Genomic DNA, 14,743 nt, shown 5'->3' with positions numbered 1-14,743 from the left:
CATGTATTAGGCACGCCGCCAGCGTTCGTCCTGAGCCAGGATCAAACTCTCCGAAGAAATGTTTGACTTGCTCATTTTGCTTTTTCAATAGTGTGTGCTCACTTAAATTTTAACGTTGGCGCTTTGTTTTGTTCAGTTTTCAAAGAGCAATTTTTTCGCTATATCTCTTAGCGACTTTAATATCTTAACATCTTATTACCGCTTCGTCAATAACTTTTTTTGAAAAGTTTTTTCACTCTTTTTCAAAAGCATTACTACGTTGCAGCAACTTTTATAATATACCAGTGTATAAATTAATAGTCAATAGGTTTTTTGAATATAATTCACTTTTATATATCATGACTGATTTCCCTTGGTTAAGTTCGTTTTCACCCTCATATACATTAGGCATTCCTCCTCAGTGCTCACCCTTTTAAACAGTCTGAAAAGGATGTTATATTTCTCGTTTATTGCCCTTTTTACTAAGTGATCAATTCTGTCATCTTGCAAATCGAAAAGTATTTCATCCATCTCTCTTTTTAACAGGTACTCCAATTCCATCTTTTCTTTGTCATTAATCAATAAACCGAGCATGATTCACACCTCCATCAGACATCTTTCCCCATTCACACCCTTTTTATGAATTTTCAACTGATTTTTTGCATAACAATAATCCTCGCGCATAAATTTGAAGACAAGAGTCTTTTGGACAAGGGGATGGATTAATGAAATTTTTCATGGTGCTTCATGCAAAAAAAATCAAGTATTATTCGTTAATTTTACTTACGGCACTTTTTACCGCCTGGTTCCTTTTTGTGCAAAACATTCTTCAAGCCCCTGTTTTTTCTACAGAAGATGGGCCAAAAGCGGTTTATAAAGGGGAACAGAATGTCGCGATTACGTTCAATATTGGCTGGGGTGATGAGAAAGCCGCCCCGATAATAGAAACATTAAAAAGGGAACAGATTAAATCAGCCACTTTTTTCCTTTCGGGATCTTGGGCTGAGCGCCATCCGGACATAGTAGAGAAAATTAGGAAAGAAGGATATGAAATCGGTATGCTTGGTTACGATTATAAGGATTATTCCGAAATGGAAGATCAAGAAATCATCCGAGATATATCTAAAGCTCAAGAAGCATTTAAAAAACTGAATGTAAAGAATATAGAACTTTTACGGGCGCCCACCGGTCACTTTGATAAACGCCTCTTAAAGATCAGTGAGAACTTCGGATATACTGTAGTCCATTGGAGCATCGATTCAAAGGATTGGACCAATCCAGGTGTTGACCAGATCGTTCAGAACATCAGTAAGACCAAAAAGGGTGATATCATCTTATTACATGCTTCAGACTCAGCAAAACAAACTAATAAGGCTTTGCCACAGTTACTAGGGGAACTACAATCAAAAAATTTAAACTTTGTTAACGTTTCTGAAATGATTTCCAATTCATCGGCAAACAGTGAGGAAATCCGCTGACTGAAAAAACTGCGTACTGATGGTCCTCATGAACCTTAGTACGCAGTTTTTATGTTGACTTCCTTATGTATGGCCCGACTTACAGTAGATTAGCTGCTGCCTTTATTTAATTCGCCGGCTTTCATTTCCTTTGCTCGAGTTTGCTTCCGTGCTTTTTTACTGGCCAATTCCTTTTGTGATCGTTCAATCAATTTGCTTAGAACCAAGAGTTGATAAGCATTGCAGACTATCAAAGGGAGCAGCATGAAGTAAAGCCAGCTTTCATCATTGGTACTTAGGACAGGTAACCACTCCAAAACTGTGACTACGACCATGAAGAATAAGGCTGGGATAAACGATTGTCTATTCGTTTGTTTCATTTTGAAATAAGCTGTAATCAGTGCTGCAGCCAAAACAACCAATGCTAACACGATATAGGAACTAATCCCCTCGCCTGAACCAAAATTAAGATATCGCAGGTAAACCAGGTCAAAAACAACAAAAAGGATAAGTACAATTTGAACGGCATTCCATAAAGAAGCGCTTTTAAATACTCCCAGGCCAAAACGATGGATCGTTAAATAGGCAAAAAAGCCAGCTTGACTTATGACACTAAAAATTAACCCAACACCGAATAACCAAATAAACGTGGATAGGATGGCGCTGGCTTCAAAAGAAGAGAAATAAGCCTCAAACTCACTCCATCGAGCCAAAAACCCTACAACTCCGCCCGTTACACCACCGATAAGCAATGTTGTTAAAAACAATTTAACTAAATTACGGCTGTTCATTGTTTTCCTCCATACATTTCTATTTAATTCCCCTAATTGTACCAACCAAATTTGGAAAAATCCACTTATTCCACCAAGGAATAATATCTCCGTTTGGAACCATATTAACAATAAGAAGGATGAAAGGGGCCCTGCGTATGAGAGTGGGAGTTGCTTTGCTTTTCACGTCATTCTTACTCGTTTGTTCCGGTTGTGCTCAAAATGGAGCAGGCGCAGATAAAATGGAGTATGAAGAGACAAAGAAAATGGTCGTCGATATCTTGAAGACAGATGATGGAAAAAAAGCCATCCAGGATATCATTTCCGATGATAAAACGAAAGCTGAACTTATAATGGACTCGGATGTCATTAAGAAATCCATTGAAGATATGGTCACTTCAGATAAAGGAAAGGAATTTTGGAAAAAGACATTTAATGATCCTGAATTCGCTTCCGCTTATGCTAAAGCTTTAGAAGACGAACATAAAAAGGTATTGAAGGACTTAACTGCTGATCCTCAGTATCGTGGAATGATCATGGATATATTGAAAGAACCGGATATGGAAAAAGAAATGAATAAATTATTAAAAACAAAGGAAATGCGTTCCGTCTATAAAGAGCTGATCATAGAAACCATGGAGAGTCCTCTCGTTCAAGCGAAAATGCAGGAGAGATTGGATAAAGCAGCTACTAAAGCGGTAGAGAAGGAAAATAAGGATAAAAAGGCAAAATAATAAAAAAAGGCTGATTCCATTGGAATCAGCCTTTTTTTATTGTAGCTTTTCAATGACCTTTTTAGCAATATCCTCGTAAATCCTACCGAGCCTATGGTCTGCTGCGTAAATGGATGGAGCAAAGTCCTCTTCGTTCCAATCTGGCTGTTGTAACGGGAGTTGACCTAAGACTTCTGTTCGAAGCTCTTCTGCAAGCTTCGCTCCGCCGCCTTTTCCGAAAACATATTCTTTTTCACCGGTCGTTTTACTTTCGAAGAATGACATATTCTCAATAACACCAATGACTTCATGTTCTGTCTTGATAGCCATGGCACCAGCTCTTGCAGCAACGAAGGCAGCAGTCGGATGCGGTGTCGTAACGATGATTTCTTTACATGAAGGGAGCATCGTATGCACGTCCAATGCAACATCGCCTGTACCTGGTGGTAAGTCAAGGACTAAATAGTCCAATTCTCCCCATTCCACTTCATTAAAGAAACTGTTAAGCATTTTTCCCAGCATCGGCCCTCTCCAGATGATAGGCGCGTTATCTTCCACAAAAAAGCCCATTGAGATAACCTGAACGCCAAACCGTTCTACAGGAATGATTTTTTCCCCGCGGACGACTGGTCTTTTTGTTATCCCCATCATATCAGGTACACTGAATCCATAAATATCAGCGTCAACCAATCCGACCTTTTTACCCAAGCGAGCAAGTGAAGTGGCGAAATTCACTGAAATCGTAGATTTTCCCACTCCGCCTTTACCACTCGCAATCGCAATGAATTGTGTCTTGCTGTTAGGTCCAAGCAAGCCTTGGTCCGCTTCATCCTGCGGAATGCCTTCCCGGTGCTTGGCTAACTCATCTTCAGAAAGCTCCGTGAAACGAATCCCTACAGATTCCGCTCCGTTCGTTTTCAGCAAGTCCACCACTTCCGATTGCATTTGCATTTGCTCGGCAGTACCCGTTTTCGCAATGGCAAGTTTAACGCTTACATGATTCTTTTCAGGTTTTATTTTGATTTCTATAATCCCATTTGTCTCTTCAAGGCTTTTATGTAGAAAAGGGTCTTTAAGATCCTTTAATAAATTCAGTACTTTCTCTTCTGTTAACAAGTAGAGCACCCCTTTGAATTCGTTTTATTTTCCCATTTTTCAGTATAACATATTACTGAAATAAAGCTTATTATCTGCCCTGTACGCGAAACCTGATTACTTCCCCATAGTAAAAAGGGCCTTGTACGTTACAAGAGACCCAGAAATCACTCTTCTTGCGTTAGTTTTTCCTCTGTAAAGTAACGTAAAATACCCATATAAATCGAACTGGCCACCTTTTCTTGATACCGATCACTGACTAGGCGCTCCCTTTCCTCCTTATTGGAAAGAAAACCAATTTCCACAAGAGCTCCCGGTTTCTTAGCACGATTCATCAAATACACATGATTTATTGTTTTTGCATCACGCTTTGTATTTTCAAGGTTTCTAATGATTTCAGTCTGAATGAATTTTGCTACCTGTTCATTTTCCTCAAACCTGTTTGTATAAAAGGTCTGGGCTCCTTTCGATGACGCTGAAGGAAAAGAATTCAGATGAATGCTCAAGAATAAGTCCGCTTCCGAATCATTGATCATTTCAACCCGGTTCCGTAAGTCTTCCTGTTTTCGCTGGCGGATCCCTTTTGTCTTTCCCTGTGCCAAATCCTCATCCTTCTCACGGGTCATGATGACAAGGGCACCCTGTTCCTGTAAATAGTCGCGAACCTTTAATGAAACGGAAAGGGCAATTTCCTTCTCCATTACCTCTTGTACATTTGCCCCGCCGTCCATTCCCCCATGACCGGCATCCAGCACGATTACCTTACCTGCCAACGGAAGGTTCCAGGAGTCCCAAGAATCATCTTCAACAAATTTAAAAGTTACAATTAAAAAAAGGACAAACAATCCCATAGCGATTCCTGTATATTTCAGCTTTCTACGCATGACCGTTCCCCTTCCATGATTCCTATACTAAAAGGTATGGGACAAACCATGGAATTAGAACAAGGTATGGGATTTTTGCCTTCTAATGCAGTTTCATTTTATATCGTTTTTCACCAGTCTTAAAGCCGTCCTGCCACCACTCTCCCACAAACCCTTCACAGCAATAAAACAACCCTTCATCGAAAGCGTTATTCGCTGTAACTTCTCTCCAATACAAAATAAAGTTAAAAAGAGTATCGGTCAAAAACTTCTCTTCCTTCCAACACCTGGCCCTTACATCTTCTTCTGACTCACCGTAATAGCCAAACTTACTATAGTTCGCTCCTAATAAATAAGCCTCGATGGCAACATCGAAGTAGCCTTCCTCCAAGACATCCATGAAATCCTGTCCAAAGTAACGCTGAATCCTTCCCTTCATGTCGTCGATAGAAAGATCCCTGAGCAATCTACGTTCGAACTTCAATTGCCTTTCCCTTTGCATCTCCTGTAAACCTAATATCACAGCCATATTTCACCTCCGGGGCAATTCCCCATTTCCCAAATTATTTCCTAAGACATAATTTAGTTTTTGCGTTCTATTTTGAACCATTCATTTATTCTATTGGCAAAATATAATGAGAATAAGTTCATCAGCCGTAGGTTGATGATCTAATTGCATGGGTGAATGGAAGTAAATGAAGAAGGCACATGGAACTCGATTTAATAAAGAGTCTCTTCTTTAAGAAACGTTGTTAAAAGGCAGAACGCACATTCGGGTGATAAAAGTCTGTTTACAAGGACTTGGAACTAAGATGAACCTTTGAGGAGGATCCAGTTGTTTTTTTAAAATGAATCGATACGCGAACCTACGAACGCACCACCTGAGTAAACAGGAATATGATTGCATCTTCGGAGGTTTACGTTGTTTCCCCCCCACTTACAAGCCAATCATTTGGACCTAAGAAACTTGGAATTATCCCCCGATAACTCGCCACTCAGGCTGCTACCGAGGCTGTCCGTGCCGACTCGGGCAGCTCACCACGCATGCCTCTTCAGGACATTGATTCAATATGTAATTATTCTTATCTGTATTTCTTTCTTGAACTTTAAGCGAATGTAATGATTTTGTTTTCTCTTTCAATCCCCTTAATAAAAAAACTCGATTAGGATGAAAAAGGACATCCATGGTAAACGGATGTCCTTCTTTCACATGATATAACATATTGCAATAACGGTCATAATCACTGCTTATTTAGCAGCGGGGGTGAAATTCATAGCGTTAGTTCACTTATCAAAAAGGCACTTTTTTGAGGTCACAAACAACGTATTCCAACTCCAAGAATGGTTTGAAATAGTTTCCGCAAATTCCACTGCCTATATCTGACCAGCTCTTTTCATTAAGCGTCCTGCAAGGGGCACTACAATTATACCCGCTAATACGACCTGCATTACGTTTCCGAGGATAGAGCCGAATGGCTGTATCCAGTTACCGTAAAGGATAACTTCGGCAAAATAGTAGCCCACGACTTTTACAATCAATGCAACGACAACGGCAAGTGTATATACAAGTTCTCTTTTTCCGGGTACCTTTTCGGATATGAGGCCAGCTAAAAAGCCCATTGCACCTACGATGATGAATGTAAACGGTGCCCATGCTGCCCAAGGTGAGATAAGATCGGAGAAGGCCATTCCGATTGCGCCTGCTATCGCTCCTGTTTTTTTGCCATATACCAAAGCTGCTATAAAAAGGGGAACGTTACCAAGATGGATTAGGCCTCCGTTACCCATTATTGGGAGCTTGATGTTGATCATTGTCGCTACAAGGGTTAATGCGATGAATAGCGCATTGATGACCAAGGCTTTTGTTTTAGTCGTTTCAATTGGTGAGAATGTTGAATTCATATGAGGTCCTCTTTCTTTTTTTAAGTACTATCATACTCCTAATCAGAAACTTAATAAATATGGATTTTACAAATAAATCTTTATCATATAAATAAACTCCCGTGATTTAAAAGGAACACACCATTACGATCCCGGCATTTCATTTGGGCTAGGATGGTAAAAGCCGATAAGAGCGGTATAAAGCGTTAATTACCTTTGATTCTCCTTAAGCCACTATTTATTCTTGTATTCAGACATCCCATGATTCTTACCTTGTTGAAGCCGGAGTAAGGTTAAAGAAGATGGGGCGATACTAGGGACATTCATATGACAATGATCATAAATAAACATGTAACAGATACTAGAGAGCAAAAACCTTCTAAATCCCAAAAGGTCCATGGTGCTATGGTGTGGTCAAAAGCTTTTTTTTCATAAAAAAGACTCCCAACCAAAATGGTTGAGAGCCTTTCGAAACGAAAATAGAATTAACGTTTTGAGAACTGAGGTGCACGACGTGCGCCTTTAAGACCGTATTTTTTACGCTCTTTCATACGTGGGTCACGAGTTAGTAAACCAGCAGTTTTAAGAGATGGACGGTATTCTGGATCAACTTGAAGTAATGCACGGGCGATACCGTGACGGATTGCTCCAGCTTGACCAGTGTATCCACCACCGCTAACGTTTACTAGAACGTCGTAATTTCCAGTAGTTTCTGTAGCAACTAGTGGTTGGTTAACAACTTCACGTAATGCTGCGAAAGGAATATATTCATTAATGTCACGACCGTTAATAACGATGCGACCTTCGCCTGGTACTAAACGTACACGAGCTACTGAGCTCTTACGGCGACCAGTACCATAATATTGAACTTGTGCCAAGATAGTAACCTCCTTAGTAATTATCCGCGTAATTCGTATACTTCTGGTTGTTGAGCAGCGTGTGGGTGCTCAGCTCCAGCGTATACGTGTAATTTTTTGTAGATTTGACGACCAAGAGAATTCTTTGGAAGCATACCTTTGATAGCAAGTTCAAGCATTCTCTCAGGGTAGTTTGTACGCATTTCAAGAGCAGTTCTAGTTTTAAGACCGCCTGGATGCATAGTGTGACGGTAATAAATTTTGTCAGTCAATTTTTTACCAGTCAAGTGGATTTTTTCAACATTGATTAGAATTACATGATCACCAGTGTCAATGTTAGGTGTAAAAGTTGGTTTATGTTTACCACGTAAGATGGATGCTACTTCAGTAGAAAGGCGACCCAAAGTTTTGCCTTCAGCGTCAATCACATACCATTTACGTTCTACTTCATTAGCTTTCGCCATAAATGTCGTACGCATGGTTAACCTCCTAAAAAACTTTTTAATTTTTTATATTTATTTTCAATCACAATAAACTTCCGGGGCTTATCGTGGGATTAAAATACATACCATATTATATTAACTTCTCCCAGATTCATTGTCAAGGGAATGTTACACTAGGATAAGTTGTCTATAAAACACTCTTTGTAACTCCATGAAAAGGTCAGTATGGCATCAAACCGCTCCATTACTGATTTCATCCTGTTTGCCAGTTGTAAAAAAACTGGTATCACTTCGAAAATATTTTTATTTGTAAAATACTTTCCATAAATACAAGCCTTGGGCAGGTGCTGTTTTCCCTGCAAAACTGCGGTCCTTTTTGTCCAAGATCCCGATCATATCCCGGGGTTCCATCTTGCCGCTGCCGACTTCCAGGAGCGTCCCAACCAAGATCCGCACCATATTATACAAAAACCCTTCCCCAACGAAGCGAAAAACCATGAAGCCATCGCTCTCTTCAAAGTCAATTTCTTGGATGGTTCGAACCTTATCGACCACTTCCGTTTTTGCCGAACAAAAACTTGTAAAGTCATGCGTCCCTACCAAATAGGAAATTGCTTCCTTAATCGCCTTCCCATCTAATGGATAGGGGTAATGATAGGCGTAATTCCGTTTAAACGGATCTCGTAATTTGGATCGGGCTATGATATAACGGTACTCTTTCCCAGTCGTATGGAACCTGGCATGAAAATCATCAGGCACGATATCGACTTCCAAAACGATAATATCAGTCGGAAGAAGGGCGCTGAACGCCTTTACCCAATTTTCAGTAGGAAATGTAAGGGGTGATTCAAAGTGAATCACCTGCCCCTTTGCATGAACCCCTGAATCTGTCCTGCCTGAAGCAGTGACCTTTATAATTGTGCCTTTGTGCATTTGGGCTAAGACTGCCTCAAATTCACTTTGGATGGTCCTTTTCTCAGGCTGCACCTGATAACCAGCGAAGTCCGTGCCGTCATAAGCGATCACACATTTATATTTTGGCATAGTACTCTTCCTTATTATGAACGTAATAAAAATAACATGACCGTAAGAAGACCTATTGAGACCATCAAAAGGCTATCACTCGTCTTCCAGTCCAATTGGCGGTATTTCGTGCGGCCTTCCCCACCACGGTATCCTCTTGATTCCATGGCAGTCGCCAATTCTTCTGCCCGTTTGAACGAACTCACAAATAAAGGAACAAGCAGCGGTACAATCGATTTAACCCTGTCCTTTATAGGACCTGATGAAAAGTCAACTCCCCTTGCCGTTTGAGCCTTCATGATTTTTTCTGTTTCCTCCATCAGCGTTGGAATGAATCGAAGGGCGATGGACATCATCAATGCTAGTTCATGTACAGGCATTTTCCACTTTTTCAAGGGTCCCAACAGCTCTTCCATCCCATCTGTAATGGATATTGGGGTTGTCGTCAAAGTTAATAAAGACGTAACAAGGATTAGTAAAGTAAATCTTACGGATATGAACAAACCTTGAATCAAACCGCCTTCATAGATTTCGAACCAACCGTATTCAAAAAGCAATTCCCCTTCTTTCGTAAACAATATATGGAGAAGGAATGTAAATACGATTAAGAAAAAAATAGGTTTTAACCCATTATAAAGATAGCGAAGCGGTATCTTCGAAAGGCTAATCAACAGGATGGTGAAAACCGCAAGTAAACCATAAGAAACGACATTATTCGCCAAGAAGATGACACAAACAAACAGGAACACAAGGAGCAATTTAGCCCTTGGGTCCATCTTGTGTATCAGGGAGTCTGCAGGGACATAACGCCCGATAATCATTTTATCCAGCATCAGCGGTTCCCCCGTTTCATGGCTTTATCTATTTCTACAGCTAAATCACCGATATTAAGACATGGATGATCAAACCGAACCCCAAGTTCCTTCTGGAGCTTGAGCTGAAAACGGACCGTATCAGGTACATCCAGGCCAAGCTCCAGAAGTTGTTCTGGCTCGGAGAAAATTTCCTGGGGAGTTCCCTTTTTGAACACCGTACCCTGGTGCATGATAATGATGTCATCCGCGTACTTGGCTGCATCCTCCATGCTATGTGTCACCAGAATTGTAGAAATGCCCCTAACTTTATGCAAATCATAAAACATATCCATGATTTCTTTGCGTCCTCGTGGGTCCAGTCCCGCTGTGGGTTCATCCAGTACCAATACTTCCGGCTCCATGGCAAGTACCCCAGCAATGGCCACCCTTCGCATTTGACCACCGGATAAGTCGAATGGAGATTTTTCAAGAACTTCCTCACTCAACCCCACTTGGGCGATAGCTTTCCTGGCCAGTTTCTTTGCATCGATTTCAGAAACCCCAAAATTCATAGGTCCAAAACATATATCCTTTTCAACCGTTTCATCAAACAGTTGATGTTCCGGAAACTGAAAAACAATTCCAACCTTTTGTCTAATCGACCGTAATGCCTTTTCTTTTCGTCCAGCCTCAATCGTCCGATCACCAATGAAGACCCTGCCCTTCGTCGGTTTTAAAAGAGCATTCAAATGCTGCAGTAGCGTCGATTTTCCGGACCCTGTATGCCCGATGATTGCGGTATAGGTTCCAGGCTCCATTGAAATATTGACATCATGAAGGGCTAGATGTTCAAAAGGAGTATTCACCTGATAGCGGTATTCTACATCATCGAGTGTAATTCGCATAAATCCTTCACCAACTCTTCCTCTGTCAAATGCCCATCAACCACACGAACACCATTTTTTTGTAACTCTTTGGTTAGTTTCACTGAAAAGGGAATATCCAGACCAAGGGCAATTAATTCTTCCTCTAATTCAAAAATACCCTGAGGCGGTCCTTCACGATATAACCGACCTTGGTTCATGACTATCATTCGATCAGCTTTCGCAGCTTCCTCAAGATCATGGGTGATCGATATGACGGTAATCTCGTTTTCCTGTTTTAATTCCCTAACTGTTTCAAGCACTTCTTCACGGCCTCTTGGGTCAAGCATTGAGGTTGCTTCATCTAAGATGATTATGTCGGGCTGCAAGGCTATTACACCTGCTATGGCCACTCTCTGCTTTTGACCGCCGGATAGATGGTGCGGCTCTTGATTAAGAAAGGCATTCATTTTAACCTTATTTAACGCACCATGAACACGCTCCACCATAACCTGCTGAGAAACACCGGCGTTTTCTAAACCAAAAGCCACATCATCCTGAACTGTAGTGCCTACAAACTGATTATCTGGGTTTTGAAAAACCATGCCAATTTTCTGGCGTACATCCCAAACGGTTTCTTCTGTCAAAAGTTGATCATTAATCGTAATGGTACCTGAGTTAGGGAACTGAAGACCATTCAGTAACTTCGCTAATGTCGACTTGCCAGAACCATTATGTCCGACAATCGCAAGCCACTCCCCCTGATGAATATCAAAAGAAACATCATCCAAAGCGTTTCGAGACTGACCCTCATATTTGTAAATAATATTATTTAAAGAAACCAGCTTCTTCCCCATGTGGCCCTCCTCATCCTCGACTGCACTCGTCTAATCTGAACTCTGCTCTATCAACATAAACATAGTAGTATTTCTTCTGAAAATATAAAAAAACGCTGCACCCCTTCCACCGAAAGAATTTTCGGTAAATTAAGAGCAGCTTACAGCGGGCCTGTTACGAAAAACAGGTTATCTTATAATCGCTTATTAAAAAAAGCGGGAAGGGATGCTTGAGCTAGACGTGAAGGCTCCCTGTATAAACAGGTTCCGCCAGCCATCGTAACACTCAATGCGAATTTCTAAAAAACAGAATTTCTATTTAAAAAAAGAAAAAGGGCATAGAACAAGTGAGTATATTCATTTGTCCCGCCCTTTTTCATCGTTGTTATTAAACTAATTCAATAACCACGACTGGTGCACCGTCACCGCGGCGTGGACCAACTTTCATGATACGAGTGTATCCACCTTGACGTTCTTCATAACGTGGAGCCACGTCACTGAATAGTTTTTGAAGGGCATCTGTGCCTTTCTCAGCGTCAGCGATTTCGTTACGGATGAATGATGCAGCTTGACGGCGTGCATGCAAGTCACCACGTTTACCAAGAGTGATCATTTTATCTACTACAGAACGTAATTCTTTTGCACGTGCTTCAGTAGTTTCAATGCGCTCATGGATAATAAGATCCGTAGCTAAATCACGAAGTAATGCTTTACGTTGTGCGCTAGTGCGTCCTAACTTTCTGTAACCCATTAGAGATTCCCTCCTTTGTTGAAGTTCTATATTGTGTGTCTAAAACAAGGCTCACAACATAATGGATTGATTCCGCCATGTTATCAGTCGTCTTTACGAAGACCTAAGCCTAATTCTTCTAGTTTCGCTTTCACTTCTTCAAGTGATTTACGGCCTAGATTACGTACTTTCATCATATCTTCTTCCGTTTTATGAGCTAGCTCTTGAACGGTATTGATTCCAGCACGCTTCAAGCAGTTGTAAGAACGAACAGAAAGGTCTAATTCTTCGATCGTCATCTCAAGAACTTTTTCTTTTTGATCTTCTTCTTTTTCAACCATGATTTCAGCATTTTGAGCTTCATCGGTTAACCCAACGAAAATATTTAAATGCTCTGTTAAAATCTTAGCTCCAAGTGCTACCGCTTCTTGCGGACCCGTACTGCCATCAGTCCAAACATCGAACGTTAACTTGTCAAAGTTAGACAACTGTCCAACACGTGTATTTTCAACTTGGAAAGATACGCGTGAAACCGGAGTGTAAAGAGCATCGATTGGAATTACACCAATTGGCTGGTCTTCTCTCTTGTTTTGAACAGCAGGAGTGTAGCCGCGGCCGCGACGTGCAGATAAACGCATACGCATATGACCGTTTTTACCAATTGTAGCAATATATAAATCCGGATTAAGAATTTCTACATCACTATCATGAGTGATATCAGCAGCCGTGATGACTCCGTCACCTTGAACGTCAATTTCCAGCGTCTTCTCTTCATCAGAGTAAATCTTAAGAGCTAGTTTTTTCACATTAAGAATGATAGATGTTACATCTTCCACGACGCCTTCAATTGTTGAGAACTCATGTAGCACTCCATCAATTTGTATAGCTGTGACAGCAGCACCTGGGAGTGAGGATAAAAGGATACGACGTAAGGAGTTACCCAATGTAGTACCATACCCACGCTCTAGTGGCTCTACGACGAATTTACCGAATTTGGTATCGTCGTTGATTTCAACCGTTTCGATTTTTGGTTTTTCTATTTCGATCATCAATAAACCCTCCTTCAAAACGTCAAAACCCCGGCAAGTAAACTAAGTCACTTAAACCGAAATTCCCCATGTATACGTTCCCGCTGTGCGCAACAACTGAAAATTAATCTTCTGTAAGAACGCAAACTCAGTATTATATCCCATTATTGACAGGAATACAAAATCTATACAGAAAAATTAAACACGGCGACGTTTTGGTGGACGGCATCCGTTATGTGGAACTGGAGTTACATCTTTAATTGCAGTTACTTCTAGGCCAGCAGCTTGAAGTGCACGAATAGCAGCCTCACGTCCAGCACCAGGTCCTTTAACTGTAACTTCAAGAGTTTTCATACCATGTTCAATTGATGTTTTAGCAGCTGTTTCAGCAGCCATTTGTGCAGCGAATGGAGTGGATTTACGAGATCCACGGAATCCTAGAGCTCCAGCACTTGACCAAGAAATAGCATTACCATGAGAGTCAGTGATCGTAACGATAGTGTTATTGAATGTTGAACGAATATGTGCAATACCAGTTTCTATATTCTTTTTCACACGACGTTTACGTGTATTAGTTTTACGTGCCATGAAAAGTAACCTCCTTTACTAATTATTTTTTCTTGTTAGCTACAGTACGACGAGGTCCTTTACGCGTACGAGCATTGTTTTTTGTATTTTGACCGCGAACAGGAAGACCACGACGGTGACGTAAACCACGGTAAGAACCGATTTCCATTAAACGTTTGATGTTTAGGGAGATTTCACGACGAAGGTCGCCTTCTACTTTAAGCTTGTCAATGATATCACGAATTTTATTCAATTCGTCTTCCGTTAAGTCACGAACGCGAGTTTCTTCAGAAACGCCTGCTTCTGCAAGAACTTTCATCGCGGTTTGTTTTCCAATACCATATATATATGTTAATGAGATAACAATACGTTTGTCACGGGGAATATCTACTCCAGCAATACGTGCCATGCTTGAGTGCACCTCCTTCTATTTAGCCTTGTTTTTGTTTATGTTTAGGGTTTTCGCAAATAACCATAACTTTACCTTTTCTGCGGATAACTTTACACTTTTCGCAGATTGGTTTGACTGATGGTCTGACTTTCATTGCTATCTAACCTCCTTATACAGATCGGAGCGTAACCGGATTATTTGAACCGGTATGTGATTCTGCCGCGAGTTAGATCATACGGGGAAAGCTCAACCGTAACTTTATCTCCAGGCAAAATGCGAATAAAGTGCATACGAATTTTACCGGATACATGAGCTAAAACAGTATGACCATTTTCTAATTCTACCTTAAACATTGCATTTGGCAAAGTCTCTTGTACTGTGCCTTCTACTTCAATTACATCATCTTTCGCCATTAAAGTGATTCTCCCTTCTCTATGCGTGAACCTATTAAAG

Annotated in this window: 20 protein-coding genes; 2 read left to right on the top strand and 18 right to left on the bottom strand. The window is 40.8% G+C overall.

The annotated features are described in order from the left end of the window. Positions 1 to 336: 336 nt before the first annotated feature. Positions 337 to 573, bottom strand: a complete 237-nt coding sequence (locus ACFX4X_RS16525) for a hypothetical protein (protein ID WP_061440405.1) — start codon at positions 571 to 573, stop codon at positions 337 to 339. A 131-nt stretch (positions 574 to 704) separates the two neighbouring features. On the opposite strand from ACFX4X_RS16525, the gene pdaB reads away from it, so the two are divergent. Then, positions 705 to 1,457 carry a polysaccharide deacetylase family sporulation protein PdaB gene (pdaB, locus tag ACFX4X_RS16520; protein ID WP_061440404.1) on the top strand — a complete coding sequence of 251 codons (753 nt, stop codon included), beginning with the start codon at positions 705 to 707 and terminating at the stop codon, positions 1,455 to 1,457. An 89-nt stretch (positions 1,458 to 1,546) separates the two neighbouring features. Here pdaB and ACFX4X_RS16515 read toward each other — a convergent pair whose 3' ends face one another. Beyond that, on the bottom strand, positions 1,547 to 2,227 hold the full coding sequence (locus ACFX4X_RS16515) for a KinB-signaling pathway activation protein (protein WP_377384801.1): 681 nt from the start codon (positions 2,225 to 2,227) through the stop codon (positions 1,547 to 1,549). A 137-nt stretch (positions 2,228 to 2,364) separates the two neighbouring features. Here ACFX4X_RS16515 and gerD point away from each other — a divergent pair, with 137 nt between their 5' ends. Next, the gene (gene gerD / locus ACFX4X_RS16510; RefSeq protein WP_061440402.1) at positions 2,365 to 2,940 is read left to right on the top strand and encodes a spore germination lipoprotein GerD; all 576 of its coding nucleotides are present in this window, start codon (positions 2,365 to 2,367) and stop codon (positions 2,938 to 2,940) included. A gap of 36 nt (positions 2,941 to 2,976) precedes the next feature. Here the strand turns inward: gerD and ACFX4X_RS16505 are convergent, their stop codons facing one another. The 16 genes from ACFX4X_RS16505 to infA all read right to left on the bottom strand — a co-directional run bounded on the left by ACFX4X_RS16505 (position 2,977) and on the right by infA (position 14,703). Continuing rightward, entirely contained in the window at positions 2,977 to 4,035 is a 1,059-nt protein-coding gene (locus ACFX4X_RS16505; RefSeq protein WP_061440401.1) for an Mrp/NBP35 family ATP-binding protein, read from the bottom strand. A 146-nt stretch (positions 4,036 to 4,181) separates the two neighbouring features. Beyond that, positions 4,182 to 4,898: an N-acetylmuramoyl-L-alanine amidase CwlD gene (cwlD, locus tag ACFX4X_RS16500; RefSeq protein WP_061440400.1), complete on the bottom strand. Its 717-nt coding sequence runs from the start codon at positions 4,896 to 4,898 to the stop codon at positions 4,182 to 4,184. Between the two features lie 82 nt (positions 4,899 to 4,980). Then, positions 4,981 to 5,406: a DUF2521 family protein gene (locus tag ACFX4X_RS16495; protein ID WP_061440399.1), complete on the bottom strand. Its 426-nt coding sequence runs from the start codon at positions 5,404 to 5,406 to the stop codon at positions 4,981 to 4,983. A gap of 845 nt (positions 5,407 to 6,251) precedes the next feature. Beyond that, positions 6,252 to 6,779, bottom strand: coding sequence for an ECF transporter S component (locus tag ACFX4X_RS16490; protein ID WP_061440398.1), 528 nt, complete (start codon positions 6,777 to 6,779; stop codon positions 6,252 to 6,254). 464 nt (positions 6,780 to 7,243) lie between these two features. After that, a complete protein-coding gene (gene rpsI, locus ACFX4X_RS16485; RefSeq protein ID WP_034304957.1) occupies positions 7,244 to 7,636 on the bottom strand; it encodes a 30S ribosomal protein S9 in 393 nt (130 codons plus the stop codon). Positions 7,637 to 7,656: 20 nt separating this feature from the next. Next, on the bottom strand, positions 7,657 to 8,094 hold the full coding sequence (gene rplM / locus ACFX4X_RS16480) for a 50S ribosomal protein L13 (protein ID WP_034304960.1): 438 nt from the start codon (positions 8,092 to 8,094) through the stop codon (positions 7,657 to 7,659). Between the two features lie 267 nt (positions 8,095 to 8,361). Next, positions 8,362 to 9,102 carry a tRNA pseudouridine(38-40) synthase TruA gene (truA, locus tag ACFX4X_RS16475; protein WP_284469081.1) on the bottom strand — a complete coding sequence of 247 codons (741 nt, stop codon included), beginning with the start codon at positions 9,100 to 9,102 and terminating at the stop codon, positions 8,362 to 8,364. A 14-nt stretch (positions 9,103 to 9,116) separates the two neighbouring features. After that, on the bottom strand, positions 9,117 to 9,914 hold the full coding sequence (locus ACFX4X_RS16470) for an energy-coupling factor transporter transmembrane component T family protein (protein WP_089364073.1): 798 nt from the start codon (positions 9,912 to 9,914) through the stop codon (positions 9,117 to 9,119). Continuing rightward, entirely contained in the window at positions 9,914 to 10,780 is an 867-nt protein-coding gene (locus ACFX4X_RS16465; RefSeq protein WP_089364072.1) for an energy-coupling factor ABC transporter ATP-binding protein, read from the bottom strand. The genes ACFX4X_RS16470 and ACFX4X_RS16465 overlap by 1 nt, the downstream gene beginning before the upstream one ends. Continuing rightward, positions 10,756 to 11,595, bottom strand: coding sequence for an energy-coupling factor ABC transporter ATP-binding protein (locus ACFX4X_RS16460; RefSeq protein WP_061440394.1), 840 nt, complete (start codon positions 11,593 to 11,595; stop codon positions 10,756 to 10,758). The genes ACFX4X_RS16465 and ACFX4X_RS16460 overlap by 25 nt, the downstream gene beginning before the upstream one ends. Before the next feature lie 367 nt (positions 11,596 to 11,962). After that, positions 11,963 to 12,325 carry a 50S ribosomal protein L17 gene (gene rplQ / locus ACFX4X_RS16455; protein ID WP_061440393.1) on the bottom strand — a complete coding sequence of 121 codons (363 nt, stop codon included), beginning with the start codon at positions 12,323 to 12,325 and terminating at the stop codon, positions 11,963 to 11,965. Positions 12,326 to 12,408: 83 nt separating this feature from the next. After that, positions 12,409 to 13,353, bottom strand: coding sequence for a DNA-directed RNA polymerase subunit alpha (locus ACFX4X_RS16450; RefSeq protein WP_053349049.1), 945 nt, complete (start codon positions 13,351 to 13,353; stop codon positions 12,409 to 12,411). A 177-nt stretch (positions 13,354 to 13,530) separates the two neighbouring features. Further along, positions 13,531 to 13,920 carry a 30S ribosomal protein S11 gene (gene rpsK, locus ACFX4X_RS16445; RefSeq protein WP_028390438.1) on the bottom strand — a complete coding sequence of 130 codons (390 nt, stop codon included), beginning with the start codon at positions 13,918 to 13,920 and terminating at the stop codon, positions 13,531 to 13,533. Between the two features lie 22 nt (positions 13,921 to 13,942). Further along, complete coding sequence (gene rpsM / locus ACFX4X_RS16440) at positions 13,943 to 14,308, bottom strand: 30S ribosomal protein S13 (protein WP_057915228.1); 366 nt, start codon at positions 14,306 to 14,308, stop codon at positions 13,943 to 13,945. A gap of 22 nt (positions 14,309 to 14,330) precedes the next feature. After that, complete coding sequence (gene rpmJ / locus ACFX4X_RS16435; RefSeq protein WP_003156543.1) at positions 14,331 to 14,444, bottom strand: 50S ribosomal protein L36; 114 nt, start codon at positions 14,442 to 14,444, stop codon at positions 14,331 to 14,333. A 40-nt stretch (positions 14,445 to 14,484) separates the two neighbouring features. Beyond that, the gene (infA, locus tag ACFX4X_RS16430) at positions 14,485 to 14,703 is read right to left on the bottom strand and encodes a translation initiation factor IF-1 (protein ID WP_028390440.1); all 219 of its coding nucleotides are present in this window, start codon (positions 14,701 to 14,703) and stop codon (positions 14,485 to 14,487) included. Positions 14,704 to 14,743: the final 40 nt, after the last annotated feature.

Origin of the sequence: Peribacillus sp. YIM B13481, assembly GCF_042787985.1 — a bacterium.
GTDB lineage: Bacteria > Bacillota > Bacilli > Bacillales > DSM-1321 > Peribacillus > Peribacillus simplex_A.
Note: the sequence above shows the minus strand (reverse complement) of the source record. Positions and strands in the feature narration are given on the sequence as shown.